A 17,082-nucleotide genomic window follows, 5' to 3' on the forward strand; every position below is an offset into this window, starting at 1 on the left:
CCTTATTTGGACTGAACTTCAAAATCAGACACCGGCCACCAATGAAAGCCATCTTTGGCTAATAATTCGTCGGCTGCTTTTGGTCCCATGGTGCCAGCTGCATAATTCGGGAATTTCTCTTCGCGTGTAGATTCCCAAACTTTAGAAATTTCGTCTACAAAGCTCCATGACAGGGCCACTTCATCCCAATGCGTGAAGTTCGTGGCATCTCCGCGCATACAGTCATAGAGAAGTTTTTCATACGCTTCTGGGGTGTTCATTCCGTCAATACTGTTGTTTGCAAAATCAAGTTTAACTGGCGTTGTTTCCATGTTTTGACCCGCTTTTTTCGCATTTAAATGAAGGGTAATACCTTCTTCTGGTTGAATGTGAATCACCAGTAAGTTTGGCGACAACGGCTGGTCCATTTTATAGTACAAGTTCATCGGAATATCTTTAAATTGAATGACAATCTTCGTTGATTTCGCGGACATCCGTTTACCTGTTCGTATGTAGAATGGAACACCTGCCCAACGGAAGTTATCGATCATGAGTTTTCCAGCAACAAATGTTTCCGTATTGGATTCTGGGTCGACGTTTGCTTCCTGGCGATACCCTGGAACCATTTCATTCCGAATCGCACCTGGTCCGTATTGGCCACGCACAAAGTATCGATGAACGTCCTCCCCTTTAATTGGGCGAAGCGCGCGGAGAACTTTCACTTTTTCGCTTCGAATTTCGTCTGTTGTTAAGCGAATGGGTGGTTCCATTGCGAGTAGGGCGACCATTTGTAACATATGGTTTTGTACCATATCGCGAAGCGCCCCGCTTTTGTCATAATAACGTCCTCGTTCTTCGACACCTAACACTTCGGAAGAGGTAATTTGAATGTTCGAGATAAACCGGTTGTTCCAAAGAGGTTCAAACAGAGCGTTGGCGAAGCGAATCACTTCGATGTTTTGTACCATTTCTTTTCCTAAATAATGGTCAATTCGATAAATTTCGTCCTCGGAGAATACTTCTCGTATTTGATTATTTAATTGTTTAGCGGACTCTAAGTCATGACCGAACGGCTTTTCAATAACGAGACGTTTAAAGCCATTCGTAGCAGTTAACCCATCCGCTTTTAAATGCTCGGTAATCGTACCGAAAAATTCAGGTGCCATCGCCAAGTAGAAAATACGGTTTCCGTTTAAATCGTATTGGACGTCTAACTTATTGGCTAGCTCATTAAGTTGAACGTATGAGCTCGAATCGGTCACGTCAATGGATTGGTAATAAAAATGTTGAACAAATGACTCAATATCTTCTGCCTGACCTAATGAGGTAAGAACAGAATCTTGAACATGTTGTTGAAACTGTTCCTGAGACCATGGACGTCTGGCAACGCCAATGACCGCAAATTTGTTCCCGATTTTTCCTTTCCGATATAAGTGGAAAAGGGATGGGAATAATTTACGTTTCGCTAAGTCACCAGTTGCTCCAAAGATGATGATGAGTGATGTTGGCTTTTCCATTTTCACGTTAAGAAACCTCGCTTTATTTATCTTTAGAAGTCAAACTTGGCTAGGTAACAAATGAAGATATATAACGTATTTCATTTTATCGGTTAATGATGGAAAGCGCAAATAGAATGAACGTCTAACGTCATTAATTAGAGTGGATGGGAATAATTTGAAAAATAATAATATTATAAAATGAAAATTATGAAATAAATTTATTAATATATTTCATAAAATATTGTAGTTCTCTTTTTCATAGTGTAAGATGGAAGGGTAAGGGGGAATGGAAAATGGGCATTTCATTAAAAAACGTCCAAAAAGTATACAAAAGTGGGGATGTAGCTGTTCAGGCGTTAAAAAATGTATCTGTTCACATACCAGAAGGAACGATTTCGGTTATTTTAGGACCTTCAGGGTCTGGAAAGTCGACGTTGTTAAACGTCATTGGTGGAATTGACCGGCCAACAGAAGGAGAAGTTCACGTTTTTCATGAACCAGTTCACGAATTAACCGATCAACAATTAACGGAATATCGTCGGAAACATGTTGGCTTTATTTTTCAATCATACAATCTTATTCCGACATTAACGGTATACGAAAATGTGGAAGTAGGAGCGGAAATTAGCAAAGCACCGCTTTCGATTGATGAAGTGTTAAAAGGTGTCGGTATGTATGATAAAAAAGATAAGTTCCCGCAACAATTAAGTGGAGGGGAACAACAACGGGTCGCGATTGCACGAGCGCTTGTGAAAAATCCACGGTTGTTACTGTGTGATGAACCAACCGGTGCATTAGATGAAGAAACCGGGAAAAAGATTTTACGTTTATTACAAGATGTTCACAAGCAATATGGCACCACGATTTTAATCATTACCCATAACCCTGGAATTAGTGCGATGGCCAATTGGGTCGTCAAAATGAAAAGTGGGGAATTGGTGGAATGTATCGAAAACGTACATCCAATTTCGGCGGAGAAGGTGGACTGGATATGAAAAAGCTGTCCAAAAGCGTTCTTCGCGAGATGAAAAAAAGTAAATTTCAATATAGTGGGGCGATTGTTCTTCTTTCATTAGCGGTGTTGCTTTATGTGATGTTATACACAGCCATTCATACGTTAGAGCAAAGCAATGAGCAGTTTATGAACGATTATGTGCAAGAAGATTTTCATGTGATTACCGGCATTCCACTGTCAGATGAGCAAATGGATCAGTTGGAACAACAATATGATGTCGTATTGGAAGAACGAAAACAAAAAGATCTTTCCATCGATAAAGGAAAGTCCCTTCGTATTTTTACGATTTCTGAGAACGTGAATGTGCCGTATGTGGAAGAAGGAGAGTTACCAACAGAAGAAAATGAAATCGCACTTGCCCAATCGTATGCTACGATGAATGAGCTAAATGTTGGGGATACGCTTACATTGGGTAATCAGGAATGGACGATATCCGGGACGATCTATTTACCGGATTATGTCTATATGTTAAAAAACTTAAATGACTTGTTTCAAGATCCGGCGTCATTTGGTATTGCCCTTGTAAACGATCAAGGATTTGAACGACTGCCGGGTGAAGAGGTGACCTTTTACTCAGGCTATTGGAGTCAGAACGAACCACTAGACGAGTTCAAAGATACGCTATCTTCTTATACTCCCATCATTTTATGGGTCAATAGTGACGAAAACCCGCGGATTTCTTATATTGAAACAGAAATCGAAGGAGTAAAAACAACAACGACTGTCTTCCCGCTTTTTATCGGCACAATCGTCGTTTTCATGGTTATGATTCTATTAAAACGGCGCTTGGAGCTACAACGGAGTCAATTAGGAACCCTTCTTTCCATCGGCTATCGGAAGGGAGAACTCATCCGTTCGTTTCTGTTATATCCACTCATCGTCAGTTTGATTGGAAGTATACTCGGCATCGTTAGCGGTTGGTTGCTTTCCGTTCCGATTACGGAAGTGTATAGACAATTTTTTAATATTCCGTTGCTTGGAAATTTTTATGTATATGGAGAAGCACTCGGTATCGCCTTTCTATTACCAGTTGCTTTTCTGTGCTTGACAAGTGCTGGTATCGTGGCTAAACAGCTTCAAAAATCGCCAATTGATTTGTTAAGGCCACCTATGTTTCATGTGAAAGGCTATCGACGTTTTACTTTTCCGTTCCGATTGAAAAAATTTTCGACACGCTTTCGATTACGGATGCTCACGCGAAATATCGGACGTGCGCTGTTATTAAGTTTTGGAATCATTTTTTCAACGATGTTATTAATGTTCGGCATTATTTCGATGAATTCGATGGATACGTTACTAAACAAAACATATAAAGAAAGTTTAACTTACGATTATGCCTACTATTTTCAAAAACTTCAACAAGCGGAAGAGCCACAAGGTGATGAGTTCTCGTTTGGGGAAGGAAAAATTCGTGCGATCAATGGGAATAACCTCAACGATGAACGCACCGTTCAAGTGTATGGTATTGATTCATCAACGGAACTACTTCGTTTAAAAAATAAAGAAGGAGAAGATTTGCTTCCGGATTTAAAAGAGGGAGCCATTATCACGAAAACGCTTGCGTATGCCCTTAATCTTCACGAAGGGGACGAATTAAACGTATGGAGTGAATCGAGTCAGCAGTCGTTAACGATTACAATTCAAGGAATAGCGGAAATTTATGCCGGTACATTTATTTACTATGATCGTCAAATGGTCAATGAGTGGTTACAATATCCCGAAGGTTCATATGTAGGGTTATGGACGAAACAGCCGTTACCAGACTCCAAAGGCGTTTATATGATTGAGTCGAAAGAAGATATTATTCAATCCTTTACATCTTTAATGGAGCCGATGCGCTATTCGTTGCTTATTATGTCACTGCTTGCCTTTATTATTGGTGGAATTATCGTCTCGTTAATTACAAATTTAATTATTGAAGAAAATACGACAACCATTTCCCTCATGAAAATAATCGGTTATCGTCATCAGTCGATTGCGTCACTGATTCTCAATATTTACACACCTGTTGTCGTCATCAGTTACTTCATCGGTGTACCTATTTCCCTATATAGCGTCGATACGTTAATTCGTTCCATCGCCGATGAAACGAATTATGCGTTACCAGTTGGAGTGGATTACTTCTTCGTGCTCGTTGGGTTGCTGGTTATTTTCGTTTCCTATTATGCATCGTTAACTTTAAGTCGACGGAAGCTGAAAAAAGTTTCCTTACAAGAAGTATTAAAGGGACAAGAACGGTAAGGTTTATGGTATGATGTTGACAGTACGTATAAGCAGGAGGGTTTTTCTTGAAAGTGTTTTTTCTTGGTACGGGAGCAGGTGTCCCGGCGAAATTGCGCAACGTGTCTTCTATAGCCTTGAAGCTCCTTGAAGAACGGGGCGCAATTTGGCTCTTTGATTGCGGGGAAGCGACTCAACATCAAATCCTACACACGACGATTAAACCGCGTCGAATCGAAAAAATTTTTATTACCCATCTTCATGGCGACCATATTTTTGGCCTTCCGGGATTGTTAGGAAGCCGCTCGTTTCAAGGGGGAACTGATCCGTTAACCGTTTATGGACCTAAAGGGATTCAAGCGTTCATTGAGACGAGCTTGGCAGTAAGTGAAACGCATCTGAAATATCCACTTCACATTGTAGAGATTGACGAAGGAACGATTTATGAAGACGAACAATTTGTTGTGGAAGCCCGCCGGCTAGATCATGCGATTTTATCCTACGGATTTCGGATTGTAGAAAAAGATCGCCCCGGTGAACTTCAAGCCGATAAGTTGCAAGCGGAAGGAATTCCTCCAGGACCGATTTATAAACGGTTAAAAAATGGGGAAACGGTGCAATTAGACGATGGACGGGTGATTTGTGGAAAAGATTACTTAGGCCCGAAGCAAAAAGGGAAAGTTGTTACTATATTAGGGGATACAAGGCCTTGTGAGAACGCCCGCATACTCGCCGAAAACGCTGATTTGCTTGTTCACGAAGCAACGTTTGCAAAAGACGGTGAGGAAATGGCGTTTGAATACTTTCATTCCACGACAACTCAAGCAGCGTCACTTGCCAAAGAAGCTCGAGTGTCCCGGCTCGTGTTAACCCATATCAGTTCACGTTACGGAAAAGAGGACTGGGCGAAATTAGCAAGTGAGGCGATGGCCATTTTTCCGAATACGGCCATTGCCGAGGATTTTAGCGAATTTTCAGTATAAGAAAGAAGACAAAGTGGGAGGAACATCATGAAAACGATCTATCTTGTAAGACATGCGAAAGCAGAAGGACAACCGTTTGAAGCACCATTAACAACGTTAGGTCAACAACAAGCAAAAGCACTTGTCGAATTTTTTCACGATCGTCCGATTGATAAAATTTATTCAAGTCCATATGTCCGAACGAAAGCAACGATTCGTCCGTTAGCCGAGGTGCGGGGATTGCCGATTCATGAAGATGACCGGTTGGCTGAGCGAAAATTAGGGAAGCCGGATATAGAAAATTGGAGAGAAAAATTACAGGACACGTTTAATGACTTCGATCTCGCTTTTCCAGAAGGGGAGTCGAATCGGATGGCGTTAGCCAGGGCCGAATCAATGATACAAGAAGTGCTTGCTTCGGATGATGAACATATCGTTTTAGTAAGTCATGGGAATTTAACGACACTATTGTTACATTATTTTGATCAACAGCATGGTTACGATACCCTCATGCGGTTAACGAATCCGGATGTGTATGAAATTACTGTTCATGATGAGGGTCATACGCTTCGCCGCATTTGGGATGACCGAATTTAACATGTTAACCGAGAAGTCTCCCACCTCAACTTGTAGGTGGGTGAGGTTCATTTCCATCCTCTTTTATATGGATTTGGTGCTTCTAGTTGAATGCCGAGATCATTGGCAGCACGTAGCGGCCAGTATGGGTCTCGCAGCAATTCTCTTCCAATAAAGATGAGGTCGGCTTGTTCGTTTTGTAAAATCTCTTCCGCTTGGCGGCCGGTCGTAATCATTCCCACTGCCCCTGTAGCGATACCGGCTTCTTTCTTAATTTGTTCAGCAAACGGAACTTGGTAGTTCGGATATGCATGAATCGATGTTGGGACGACACCACCGGAGCTGACATCAACTACATCCACCCCAAGTTTTTTCATCCACTTAGCAAACACGACGTAATCGTTTGGCATAAGCCCCCCATCTTGATAGTCGTGTGCAGACACCCGAACAAACAGAGGACCTTCCCAAACTTCTTGAACAGCAAGAATCGCTTCTTTTAAAAAGCGGAATCGATTTTCCGGTGACCCACCGTATTCATCTTGACGCTCGTTCGTTAATGGAGAAAGAAATTCGTTGATTAAATAGCCGTGAGCACCGTGAAGTTCAATGATATCGAATCCCGCTTGTTTTGCCCGGAGTGCCCCTTGTTGAAAGGCGTTAATGGTTTCTTGAATATCTTCTTTTGTCATTTCTGTTGGTACTTTCTCATTATCTGTAAACGGGATTGGCGACGGGGCGTAAATGGTATTCGAAGCACGACCTTTACGTCCAGCATGGGCTAATTGGATCGCCGTTTTGGCCCCGTACATTTGGATTTCTTTAACGATTGAGGAGAGACCTTCGATATGTTCGTCACTCCAAATACCTAAATCTTGTGGTGATATGCGACCTTCTGGGGTAACAGCTGTTGCTTCAAACATAATTAAGCCTACTTGCCCAATGGCTCGTGATACATAATGCACGCGATGCCAATTCGTCGCTTTTCCGCCTTCTGTGGCTGAGTACATACACATTGGCGACATGACAATTTGATTCTTTAACGTCACGTCTCGAAGCGTGTATGGTGAAAATAATAATGTCATGTTCATCCCTCCGTTCCATTGATTGGAAATTACATACATATTCAGTATAGCAATCGTTCCGTTTCAGTGGTAATAATATGCTTTTTGGAGGAGTTGCTCGTGATTTATAGGACCCGAAGACGTTCACCGAGTGTTTTTGATTGTTTCGTCGCAGCTTGAATACAATCAATTAATGCTTCTTTTACTTTACGTTGGTCTAGCATGCGGATGCCGGCTTCTGTCGTTCCACCTGGACTCGTTACCGCTTCTCGAAGTTCAGATGGTTGTTTTTCACTCATCGATAACATTTCAGCTGCGCCAATTAACGTTTGGACAATAAGTTGTTTGGCTTTGTCTTTTTCTAAGCCAATTTGTTCAGCCGACTCTTCCATCGCCTCAACAATGTAATAAATGTAGGCTGGGCCACTGCCGGATAAGCCGGTTACAGCATCGAGTTGTTCTTCGGCCACTTCGGTTACAAGGCCAATCGCGGCAAATAATTCATGGGCGATTTGTTTTTGTTTTTCACTCACCCAACGGTTAAACGAAATAGCGGTCGCGGACTTTTGAATCGTCGCTGAGGTATTTGGCATCGCGCGTACAATTGGGATTTGCTTGCCCACGCCTTCTTCAAGCGTTTGTAACGATACTCCAGCCAAGACGGAGACGAGCAAGTGATGTTTTTTCAGATAATCACGAATGTCGCTTATAGCGGATTTAATGTCTTTCGGTTTCATGGCTAACACGATGATGTCTGTATCTTTAAAAAGTTCCTCCCGATTATATGTGATGCGAACACCGTATGTGTGCGCCAGTCGCTGTAATTTTTGTTCATCGTGTTTATTGGTGACAATGATGTTCTTACTTTCTACTAGTCCTGTTTTTACCATACCGGCAATCATCGCTTCCGCCATCGAGCCAGCGCCGATAAAAGCGATTCGTTTCATATGTTCACACCCCTTTTTTCCTGTAGTTTTTACGAAATAAAAAACCCTTTCATCCTTTAAGGACGAAAGGGGAACTTCCGTGGTACCACCTTAGTTCACAAAAGAACAGCTTTTGTGCACTCGAAACCGATAACGCTGGTTTTCCGCGTTTAGGTTTTCCTAACAGCTCGTAAGATAGGTTCAATGGAACAGAGGACGATGAAACCTTCCAGCCGCTGGGTTTCACTCTCTTGCGCCATCTTCCATTTACTGGTCTTACTCATCGCTCGTTTTTCCGTATCAAAGTTTAAAAGTTTAATTGTGATTATGCCGAATGGACAAGGGAGTTGTCAAGAGGAAAAAATCTGATTTTGTAAAGTTTTTTTGTTTGTATTATGTGAAAATAATGACAGTGGGCCGAAAGTGAAGTACACTAATTTTAATATGGTGTGAATTCACGATGTTAATTTTATATAAAAATAATATTCTTAGGTGGGAGAACAATGCAGGAAAAGGCAATTTTGAAAATCTCGCTGCCGACCCCCTTTCCGGTAGGAGATGTGAACGTTTTTTTACTGAAGGGGGAGAAATTGACACTGGTCGATGTCGGACCGAAAACGAAAGAAGCGTGGGAAGCGTTAACGACTCAATTAGCAATGTTCGGGTATACACCGGATGATATTGAGCAAGTCGTCGTTACCCATCATCATCCTGACCATGTCGGTTTGTTAGATTGGTTTCATGAGGACTTGGAAATCATCGGACATTCGTATAATCGTCGCTGGCTATATCGGACGGATGCGTTTATGGAAGAATACGCTCAATTTTATCTCCAATTATTTGTTGAGTGTGGCATTCCGAACAAGTGGTTGTCGCATTTTGAAAAAATGAAACGGACCTTGGACTATTCGTGTCAACGCCCGTTAACGTCGATCGTCAAAGAAGGCGAATCAGTGCCATTTTTACCTGGTTGGACGGTGTTAGAGACGCCAGGACACGCCCAGAGCCAAATCGGACTTTTTCATGAGGAAAAACGATGGTTGATCGGAGGGGATCATGTATTAGCCACCATTTCGTCTAATCCGTTATTAGAGCCTCCTGAGGTATCAGGGCTACCTCGTCCGAAACCGCAACTCCAGTACAACGAATCGTTGCAAAAGCTGTTACAGTATCCAATCGATGTCGTCTATTCAGGACATGGACCGAACTTCACCCAAGTACATGCGCTTATCAAACGACGGCTCGAACGTCAGCATGAGCGTGCGATGCAAGTAAAAAAACTCCTGTTAGAACGACCAATGACTGCTTTTGACGTGTGTCAACAACTGTTCCCGGCCGTTTATGAAAAACAGCTGACCTTAACCATATCGGAAACAGTAGGGCAATTAGACTATTTAGTACATAACGGAGAGATTCAAGCACACCGAAACGATGATGGAGTATTCGTATATGAGGTTGTACGGTAAAGGAGGGACGGTATGCTAAATCCTTGGCTAAAAGGAAAACGAGTTGTGATTACCGGTGCATCAAGTGGGATTGGAAAAGAAATGGCGCTGTTAGCCGCTGGGTGCGGTGCCCATGTGATTTTACTGGCCCGCCGAGAAGAAAAACTACGGGAAATTGCAAACCAAATCGAACAAGAACAAGGAAGCGTGACGGTCATGGCGTTGGATGTGACGGATAGTCGCCAAGTAGAAGAAGTGTTCACGAAACTTTTAACCATGTTTCCGAAGATTGATGTCTTAATTAATAATGCTGGCTTCGGTTTGTTTCAAGAAATCGTCGATATGAAGATGGAAGATGTTCACCGGATGTTTGATGTCAACGTGTTAGGACTCATCGCCTGCACTCGACAAGTCATCCCCCATATGAAAGCGAATCAATGTGGGCACATTATCAATATTGCTTCCCAAGCCGGAAAAATCGCCACCCCTAAATCGAGCGTTTATGCAGCGACGAAGCATGCGGTGTTAGGATTTACCAATAGCCTCCGACTCGAGCTTCAAGCTTTTGGTGTGTTCGTCACAGCGGTCAACCCTGGTCCGATTGATACCGACTTTTTTGCCATCGCCGACGAGTCCGGAACGTATGTCAAAAACGTAAAACGATGGATGCTTCGCCCCGAACAAGTAGCCGAAGCGGTCATTGCTTGTTTAGGAACGAACCGCCGTGAGATCAACATGCCAAGATGGATGAATGTCGGTAGTAAGCTGTATCAATTGTTCCCGTCACTTGTCGAGCGACTGGGGAAAAGGGCGTTTTTTCAAAAATAAAAAGTAGCTAGGTATTTGTAACAAAGGTGTTCTCTGCTGTAGGGGGCACTTTTGTTAACACATTAATGAGGTTGATTGTTCAGTAGTTCGCAAATGAGTGCATATTGACATTTCTCGGTGCAAAAACGCCATCTAAGGGCATAATACGGTTTTCAAGTGAAATAAGGACTTGCCGATGCAACAATTTTTAAATCGATGCCTAAATCGGTCCTTTATGGTAAACGGGTACAATACCTATCAATGGGGTTGTTATTGGACGTCTCATTTTAGAAATATTGCTAATAGAATCTGTTTTTTAAAAGAATTTTTTGTAGTTCTTATACAAAAACGCTAGGTGATCCCATCCCTAGCGTTTTTTGTATTACGTTGTTAAAAATTCATACACGACATCTTGCACAACCTCGTGTACATCCGCTTCCGGGCAATGTTGTTTTTCTTCAATGACCCGTTGACATAGCGCTATTAAATCCTCATCGCTAAGCAGTACATCCCCGCGGCCGTATTCATATTGCATAAAGCAATTGCGAATCATTTTTTCAATTAACTTTTGCTCCATACGATCATCTCCTTGTTTGATTATATCAGTTTTCTTCGTCGAAAAGTAAAATTTTGAGTCCTGGCAGCTCATAAGGAAGTTTAGATCGCCGATAGATATATCCTATTTATTGCTATGTACTAAATTAGATTTTTTATGTACCAAATGCCAAATGCGCGTTCTATAAGCCGCTATGTACCCAATCAGTTTTCTTAGGAGCTAACATCAGGCCTTATGCGCCAAAACAACTATACAGATAAGAAAAAAGTACCAGTTGCAATCGAACGTATATTCGCATACTATTATGAATAGAATAAGAACAAGTGTTCGTATTTTACGTAAAGAGGTGGGAGCATGACTGTCGATTATAGTTGTTTACCAAAACAGCAAATTTTGTGCATCGACATGAAAAGTTTTTACGCTAGTTGTTCGGCTGTTATGCTCGGGCTGGATCCACAAACGTGTTACTTAGCAGTGGTTGGGGACATCGATCGGAAAGGAAGCGTGGTGCTGGCGGCGTCTCCGCGGTTAAAAAAAGAATTTGGTGTGAAAACAGGTTCCCGCCTATTTGAAATTCCAAATGACCCGCGTATTAAAATTGTTGAACCGAAAATGGCGACGTATTTACGAATTTCGACCGAACTGACGAAGCTGTTTCATCGGTACGTTCCGAAAGAAGCGATTCATACGTACAGCGTAGATGAAAGTTTTATTAAAGTGGACGGTACGAGTCAGCTGTGGGGAAGTGCCTGGACGATTGCGGAAAAAATTCGCGACGAAATGGAGCGAGAATTTCAACTTCCTTGCGCCATTGGTATCGGTCCGAACATGCTGATGTCTAAATTGTGTTTAGATTTAGAAGCGAAAAAAACCGGGATTGCTGAATGGACGTACGAAGATGTGCCGAGAAAGCTATGGCCGGTTCAGCCGTTAAGTGAAATGTGGGGAATCGGCAAGCGTTTGGAGCGAACGCTCAATCGAATGGGGATTTTTACTGTTGGCCAACTGGCTAAGTACGACTTGCACAAGCTGGAAGCGAAGTTCGGAATCATGGGCAATCAGCTGTACTATCATGCGTGGGGCGTCGATTTGTCTGAAATCGGAGCACCGATTATGGAAGGGCAAATTAGCTTTGGAAAAAGTCAAATTTTATTACGTGATTATAAAGACAAAGAGGAAATTAAGCACGTCATTCTCGAAATGTGTGAAGAAGTGGCACGGCGTGCGCGGACGCATCGGAAGGCGGGACGAACGGTGAGTTTAGGCATCGGGTACAGTCAAGACGAATTAGGAGGCGGCTTTTACCGCTCCAAAACGATGAGTGAGCCAACAAACGTGACGATGGATTTGTACCGAACGTGCTTACAGCTATTTGAAGAACATTATCGAAACAAGACGGTTCGGCAAATATCGGTGGCGCTTTCCAATGTCGTAGACGATGATATGCTCCAGCTGCGCCTATTTGAACCGAATTTGTGGAAAAAACGAGAGCTAGGGTATACGATGGACGCTATTCGTAGTCGGTACGGTTCCGCTGCGCTGTTACGTTCCGTTTCGTATACAAGCGCAGGAACGGCTCGTCTGCGGGCTAAATTAGTTGGCGGTCATAAAGCATAGAGGGTATGTGGAACATCCGATTGCCATACCTAAAGAAAACGAAGGAGGGGGGCCAATGATTCGAGATCGTGGACGAATTAAGTGGACGTCGATGATGCTTCCGGAGCATGTAAAAATGCTGCGCAACTGGGCGAAGGAAGATAGCTATGAACAACCAATTACGGTCGACGAACAAGCATTGGAAAAGATGAACGAAATTACAGAAGAAGCGTTACACTCAGGAAAACAAGTCGTCATTACACATTATGACGACCACCAGTATCGCCCGCTCATCGGGACGATTGTTCGAGTAGATACCCTGAAACAGACGCTACATGTAGAAGACAACTTCTCCGAACGATGGGTTGTTCCGCTAGCTAACATTGTCGATATCCGGTTTCATGAAGAAGAGCTGTCGGAATAGGCGACAGCTCTTCTTTACGCTTCCTGTTCTGACTTAGGAGCGCGAACAACGGATTCAAATTTTCCTTTGTGGGATCCATCGCAAAATGGCATTTTAGATGAAAGTCCACAACGGCATAAAGAAAATACTTGCTTCGTTTCAAATTTGTTTCCTTCCGCGTCAATTAATTCAACATCTCCCGTAACGCGGAACGAACCGTTATCGTTCACTTTAATTTGGACTTTCGTCATGAAAAACCACCCTTTCACACTTAAAAAACCCCTACTTTTCTGATGGTAAAAGGAAACAACAAAAAAAGCAAGCTGAGGTTTCGTTCGCGGAGGTAATTTTCCATAAAGAACATAACGGAAAGGTTTAATCTGTAAAAATATAAAAGGAAAAGTACTAATAAGGACAGCATCTAAGAGCAAATTTGCCGTGGTAACGAGCAAAAACTCACAAGTTAAGAGCAAATTTGCTGTGGTTAAGAGAAAAAATTACATGTTAAGAGAAATCCTACGTACTTAAGAGCAAAAAATCTGCTTGCTCTAAAAGACCGAACAAAAAAACAGTAAGAATACGTCTCGCCGGATGACTTGAAACATCAACTTTCAACCGAAGTACTAAAGACATACGTATGTAAAAATTGATCAATCGCCTGTTCATACGCTTCCCGATTTTTAAACAGCGCTTCAGCGTGAACTCCATCGGTTGCTAAGAACAGTTGCTTCGGGCCTTTTTTTCGTTCGTACAGTTCTTTCGTCATCGAAGGAAGAATGTAGTCATCTTTTTCACTATGAATAAACAACACCGGAGCCGATATGCGATCGACGATGCGGCGTGGGGAAACGTCTTTCACCGAATATCCATCTCGCAGGCGGAGAAGCCTGTCCGTTAACGAAAGTAGCAACCGAGACGATACTTTATATTCCTTTTTCATCCGATAAAGAAGCTGTTCTTCAAAATCGGAAAAAGGGCAATCGGCAATGTAAAATTGAGCGCAATCTTCAAACATTCCGGCGTAAAGAAGCATAGTGACCGCCCCCATCGATTCCCCGTGAATGCCGAACCGGACGTCAGGGCCTCTTTTACGAAGCAACGTGTGAATCACCGCTTGTAAATCGTATTTTTCGTAATGACCGTAGCTCGTTGTTTTACCACCTGATTCCCCGTGGCGGCGATGATCATAAATGACCGCGTTAAATCCGCGTTGTAAAAATAAATTCATATATTTAATCGAGCTCCATTTACATTCCGTTACCCCATGGCAAAACACGACGTACCATTTCGTTTCGTGTGGTTCGACAAATACCGCTTTTATTCGGTAGCCGAAAGGCGAATTGACCCATACCTCCTCTTTCGGTAACGCGTCAAAATCAGTAAGCGAGCATAATTTTCGCTGTTGATCACGATTGAGAATGAATTTTTCTTCTTTTTTCTTTATGTACATCATTTGATGGGAAAAATACGTTATAAGAGAAGTAACCGCTAAAGCAGAACCACCGACAATTGGCACCCATTTTTTCATGTTCATCACCTAATATAGTTAAGATAAAAAGAAAACACTACCGACTGCAGGCCGATAGTGTTCGAACCATCCATCCTTATTGAGTGCTATTTTGTCTCTTTCGAGGATGAATGGCTGTTTCTAAATCTTCTGCTGCCATGGTTTGTTTTGTAGTATCGGCCGTCGGTTTTCCTTTTTGGGAAAATCCTTTCTCTCGTTTTTGGCTCATGCTCATCCCTCCTGATACGTATTCCTCATTAGGATGAACAGCCAATGAAAAATTATTCTTGCTTATGCAGTCGATAATACCCGCTTGTCAATTCCCGGGAAAGATACGGTTCAACGATACGTAACGCTTCTATCAGTTGCTGTAAATCAATGTTCGTTTCGATGCCCATACGCTCCAGCATATACACGACATCTTCCGTAGCGACGTTTCCAGTAGCGCCTTTTGCAAACGGACATCCTCCTAATCCGCCAACCGAAGAATCGAAGCGGTCGACACCGGCTTGAAGGGCAGCGAAAATATTGGCTAAGGCCATTTCACGCGTATCATGGAAGTGAGCGGTTAGCAACACAGAAGGAAACGAATCTTTCATTTTAGAAAAAAGAGCGTATGATTCGAGCGGTGTCGCCATGCCGATTGTATCCGCCACACTTAGTTCATCGACACCGGCTTCAACGAATTGTTCACACAATTGAACGGTTCGGTCTGGGTCCACTTTTCCTTCATATGGACAATAAAAAGCAGTCGAGATGCACGCCCGAACAAACAAGCCGCGCTCTTTCAACTCATGAATGAGCGGCACAAGCTCGGCCATGCTTTCAGCGGTTGATTTATTAATATTTTTCTTATTAAACGTATCACTTACACCTACAAACACTGCTACGGCTTGACAATTCGATTCAAGCACACGTTCAATCCCCTTGCGATTTGGAGCAAGAACGATATTTCGAAGGTCGTCTCGACAACGGTCAACGATTTCGGCCGCATCTTTCATTTGCGGCACCCATTTTGGAGATACAAACGAAGTTAATTCCATTTCGGTAAAGCCAGCTTTTTTTAGCGCCTGAATAAACGCTACCTTCACATTAGTTGGGACGAATTGCCCCTCATTTTGTAACCCATCCCGTGGTCCAACTTCAATGATGGTCACTTTTTTTGGTAACGAAATCATTCTCATCTCCCCCTTTGATTCTCACTTTATTGTAGGAAGAAAAATCTGCAAAAAGCAAGAATAATAGAATTTTTTAAAAAATTAAAGGAATTTTAATTATGCAAATCGAATAAAAAGCATTGGTACTATTTTTTTGCAAGGGGGATGGAGTCGTGTCACAACAAGAGGTCGTGATTGTCAGCGCTGTTCGTACTGCGATCGGAAGCTTTAACGGGGCACTTAAAGATGTGGAAGCGCCAAAGCTTGGAGCAACGGTCATTCAAGAAGCTCTTGCGAAGGCAGGTGTCAAGCCGGAGCAAGTTGATGAAGTCATTATGGGGAATGTGCTGCAAGCAGGTCTTGGGCAAAATCCAGCTCGACAAGCAGCTATTTTAGCGGGTCTACCTGAAAGCGTTTCCTCAATGACGATAAACAAAGTGTGTGGATCTGGACTAAAAGCGGTTCATTTAGCCACCCAGGCGATTGTCGCTGGTGATGCCGAAATCGTTGTCGCTGGTGGAATGGAAAATATGAGCCGGGCCCCTTATTTATTAAAAAATGCCCGTAACGGGTTTAAAATGGGTGACCAAAAGCTCGTGGATAGCATGATTTCCGACGGCTTATGGTGTGCCTTTAACGATTATCACATGGGGATTACCGCTGAGAATTTATGTGATAAATACAAAATTACAAGAGAAGAACAAGACGAATTTGCGGCGTGGAGTCAAGAAAAAGCTGCCAAAGCAATCGAAGAAGGAAAGTTTAAAGAAGAAATCGTACCTGTCGTCATTCCACAACGAAAAGGTGATCCAATCGTTTTTGAACAAGACGAGTATCCACGAAAAGGAACAACGGTGGAGAAGTTAGCGTCTTTGAAACCAGCGTTTAAAAAAGACGGTAGTGTTACAGCAGGAAATGCGTCTGGTATTAACGATGGAGCAGCTGCCGTTGTTGTTATGTCAAAGAAAAAAGCAGAAGAACTTGGAATTAAGCCGCTCGTGACCATTAAAGCGAATGCGTCAGCAGGTGTCGATCCATCCATTATGGGAATCGGCCCAGTGTCTGCTGTGAAAAAAGTCCTTGAAAAAGCATCGCTATCAATGGAGGACATTGAACTCATAGAAGCGAACGAAGCGTTTGCGGCACAATCGTTAGCGGTTGATCGGGAACTTCGTTTAAATCGAGACATTTTAAACGTTAATGGTGGAGCCATTGCCCTAGGTCATCCAATCGGAGCTAGTGGAGCCAGAATTTTAGTCACGTTAATTCATGAAATGAGACGAAGAAAGGCGAAAAAAGGACTAGCTACCTTGTGCATTGGTGGAGGACAAGGGGTAGCAACCATAGTTGAATTAGCAGAATAGGAGGCGGAA

General features: G+C 42.7%; 17 protein-coding genes and 1 other annotated feature. Of the genes, 9 read left to right on the forward strand and 8 right to left on the reverse strand.

Annotation, left to right across the window (positions count from 1 at the left end):
• Positions 1-2 precede the first annotated feature (2 nt).
• Positions 3-1,496, reverse strand: coding sequence for a glucose-6-phosphate dehydrogenase (gene zwf, locus ABES52_RS08175; protein ID WP_429650737.1), 1,494 nt, complete (start codon positions 1,494-1,496; stop codon positions 3-5).
• A gap of 275 nt (positions 1,497-1,771) precedes the next feature.
• Between zwf and ABES52_RS08180 the strand changes: the two genes are divergently transcribed.
• The 4 genes from ABES52_RS08180 to ABES52_RS08195 are packed head-to-tail and all read left to right on the forward strand — an operon-like array spanning position 1,772 to position 6,272.
• The gene (locus ABES52_RS08180) at positions 1,772-2,473 is read left to right on the forward strand and encodes an ABC transporter ATP-binding protein (protein WP_429650652.1); all 702 of its coding nucleotides are present in this window, start codon (positions 1,772-1,774) and stop codon (positions 2,471-2,473) included.
• Positions 2,422-4,734 (forward strand): ABC transporter permease, encoded by a 2,313-nt coding sequence (locus tag ABES52_RS08185; protein ID WP_429650653.1) that lies wholly within the window; start codon positions 2,422-2,424, stop codon positions 4,732-4,734. Before ABES52_RS08180 ends, ABES52_RS08185 begins: the two co-directional genes overlap by 52 nt.
• 47 nt (positions 4,735-4,781) lie before the next feature.
• Complete coding sequence (rnz, locus tag ABES52_RS08190; protein WP_429650654.1) at positions 4,782-5,696, forward strand: ribonuclease Z; 915 nt, start codon at positions 4,782-4,784, stop codon at positions 5,694-5,696.
• Between the two features lie 27 nt (positions 5,697-5,723).
• A complete protein-coding gene (locus tag ABES52_RS08195) occupies positions 5,724-6,272 on the forward strand; it encodes a histidine phosphatase family protein (RefSeq protein ID WP_429650655.1) in 549 nt (182 codons plus the stop codon).
• A 47-nt stretch (positions 6,273-6,319) separates the two neighbouring features.
• Here the strand turns inward: ABES52_RS08195 and namA are convergent, their stop codons facing one another.
• Positions 6,320-7,339, reverse strand: a complete 1,020-nt coding sequence (namA, locus tag ABES52_RS08200) for an NADPH dehydrogenase NamA (RefSeq protein ID WP_429650656.1) — start codon at positions 7,337-7,339, stop codon at positions 6,320-6,322.
• A 98-nt stretch (positions 7,340-7,437) separates the two neighbouring features.
• Entirely contained in the window at positions 7,438-8,259 is an 822-nt protein-coding gene (proC, locus tag ABES52_RS08205; RefSeq protein ID WP_429650657.1) for a pyrroline-5-carboxylate reductase, read from the reverse strand.
• A gap of 55 nt (positions 8,260-8,314) precedes the next feature.
• Positions 8,315-8,531: a binding site (T-box leader), on the reverse strand.
• 210 nt (positions 8,532-8,741) lie between these two features.
• Between proC and ABES52_RS08210 the strand changes: the two genes are divergently transcribed.
• A complete protein-coding gene (locus ABES52_RS08210) occupies positions 8,742-9,704 on the forward strand; it encodes an MBL fold metallo-hydrolase (protein WP_429650658.1) in 963 nt (320 codons plus the stop codon).
• Between the two features lie 12 nt (positions 9,705-9,716).
• On the forward strand, positions 9,717-10,511 hold the full coding sequence (locus ABES52_RS08215) for an SDR family NAD(P)-dependent oxidoreductase (protein ID WP_429650659.1): 795 nt from the start codon (positions 9,717-9,719) through the stop codon (positions 10,509-10,511).
• A 361-nt stretch (positions 10,512-10,872) separates the two neighbouring features.
• On the opposite strand, the gene ABES52_RS08220 is transcribed toward ABES52_RS08215, so the two are convergent.
• On the reverse strand, positions 10,873-11,067 hold the full coding sequence (locus ABES52_RS08220) for a YqzH family protein (protein ID WP_429650660.1): 195 nt from the start codon (positions 11,065-11,067) through the stop codon (positions 10,873-10,875).
• Positions 11,068-11,400: 333 nt separating this feature from the next.
• On the opposite strand from ABES52_RS08220, the gene ABES52_RS08225 reads away from it, so the two are divergent.
• Together ABES52_RS08225 and ABES52_RS08230 are read left to right on the forward strand one after the other, a co-directional pair.
• Positions 11,401-12,663: a Y-family DNA polymerase gene (locus ABES52_RS08225; RefSeq protein WP_429650661.1), complete on the forward strand. Its 1,263-nt coding sequence runs from the start codon at positions 11,401-11,403 to the stop codon at positions 12,661-12,663.
• A gap of 55 nt (positions 12,664-12,718) precedes the next feature.
• Positions 12,719-13,066 carry a YolD-like family protein gene (locus ABES52_RS08230; RefSeq protein WP_429650662.1) on the forward strand — a complete coding sequence of 116 codons (348 nt, stop codon included), beginning with the start codon at positions 12,719-12,721 and terminating at the stop codon, positions 13,064-13,066.
• Positions 13,067-13,080: 14 nt separating this feature from the next.
• Here ABES52_RS08230 and ABES52_RS08235 read toward each other — a convergent pair whose 3' ends face one another.
• The 4 genes from ABES52_RS08235 to ABES52_RS08250 form a co-directional block, all read right to left on the reverse strand.
• On the reverse strand, positions 13,081-13,296 hold the full coding sequence (locus tag ABES52_RS08235; protein WP_429650663.1) for a CDGSH iron-sulfur domain-containing protein: 216 nt from the start codon (positions 13,294-13,296) through the stop codon (positions 13,081-13,083).
• A 353-nt stretch (positions 13,297-13,649) separates the two neighbouring features.
• Entirely contained in the window at positions 13,650-14,573 is a 924-nt protein-coding gene (locus tag ABES52_RS08240; RefSeq protein ID WP_429650664.1) for an alpha/beta hydrolase, read from the reverse strand.
• Between the two features lie 76 nt (positions 14,574-14,649).
• Positions 14,650-14,781: a hypothetical protein gene (locus tag ABES52_RS08245; protein ID WP_429650665.1), complete on the reverse strand. Its 132-nt coding sequence runs from the start codon at positions 14,779-14,781 to the stop codon at positions 14,650-14,652.
• Between the two features lie 52 nt (positions 14,782-14,833).
• Entirely contained in the window at positions 14,834-15,730 is an 897-nt protein-coding gene (locus ABES52_RS08250) for a hydroxymethylglutaryl-CoA lyase (RefSeq protein WP_429650666.1), read from the reverse strand.
• 152 nt (positions 15,731-15,882) lie between these two features.
• Here ABES52_RS08250 and ABES52_RS08255 point away from each other — a divergent pair, with 152 nt between their 5' ends.
• Positions 15,883-17,073, forward strand: coding sequence for an acetyl-CoA C-acetyltransferase (locus ABES52_RS08255; RefSeq protein WP_429650667.1), 1,191 nt, complete (start codon positions 15,883-15,885; stop codon positions 17,071-17,073).
• The last annotated feature ends 9 nt before the right edge of the window (positions 17,074-17,082 follow it).

Source organism: Aeribacillus pallidus, assembly GCF_050478865.1.
Classification (GTDB): domain Bacteria; phylum Bacillota; class Bacilli; order Bacillales; family JACDOC01; genus JACDOC01.

Excerpts from the sequence above, each read along its gene's own strand:
- ABES52_RS08185 (WP_429650653.1), top strand. The coding sequence starts at position 2,422 with ATGTATCGAAAACGTACATCCAATTTCGGCGGAGAAGGTGGACTGGAT.
- ABES52_RS08195 (WP_429650655.1), top strand. The coding sequence starts at position 5,724 with ATGAAAACGATCTATCTTGTAAGACATGCGAAAGCAGAAGGACAACCG.
- ABES52_RS08180 (WP_429650652.1), top strand. The coding sequence starts at position 1,772 with ATGGGCATTTCATTAAAAAACGTCCAAAAAGTATACAAAAGTGGGGAT.
- zwf (WP_429650737.1), bottom strand. The coding sequence starts at position 1,496 with ATGGAAAAGCCAACATCACTCATCATCATCTTTGGAGCAACTGGTGAC.
- ABES52_RS08245 (WP_429650665.1), bottom strand. The coding sequence starts at position 14,781 with ATGAGCCAAAAACGAGAGAAAGGATTTTCCCAAAAAGGAAAACCGACG.
- ABES52_RS08225 (WP_429650661.1), top strand. The coding sequence starts at position 11,401 with ATGACTGTCGATTATAGTTGTTTACCAAAACAGCAAATTTTGTGCATC.
- ABES52_RS08240 (WP_429650664.1), bottom strand. The coding sequence starts at position 14,573 with ATGAAAAAATGGGTGCCAATTGTCGGTGGTTCTGCTTTAGCGGTTACT.
- ABES52_RS08250 (WP_429650666.1), bottom strand. The coding sequence starts at position 15,730 with ATGATTTCGTTACCAAAAAAAGTGACCATCATTGAAGTTGGACCACGG.
- namA (WP_429650656.1), bottom strand. The coding sequence starts at position 7,339 with ATGAACATGACATTATTATTTTCACCATACACGCTTCGAGACGTGACG.
- ABES52_RS08210 (WP_429650658.1), top strand. The coding sequence starts at position 8,742 with ATGCAGGAAAAGGCAATTTTGAAAATCTCGCTGCCGACCCCCTTTCCG.
- ABES52_RS08235 (WP_429650663.1), bottom strand. The coding sequence starts at position 13,296 with ATGACGAAAGTCCAAATTAAAGTGAACGATAACGGTTCGTTCCGCGTT.
- ABES52_RS08220 (WP_429650660.1), bottom strand. The coding sequence starts at position 11,067 with ATGGAGCAAAAGTTAATTGAAAAAATGATTCGCAATTGCTTTATGCAA.
- proC (WP_429650657.1), bottom strand. The coding sequence starts at position 8,259 with ATGAAACGAATCGCTTTTATCGGCGCTGGCTCGATGGCGGAAGCGATG.
- ABES52_RS08215 (WP_429650659.1), top strand. The coding sequence starts at position 9,717 with ATGCTAAATCCTTGGCTAAAAGGAAAACGAGTTGTGATTACCGGTGCA.
- ABES52_RS08230 (WP_429650662.1), top strand. The coding sequence starts at position 12,719 with ATGATTCGAGATCGTGGACGAATTAAGTGGACGTCGATGATGCTTCCG.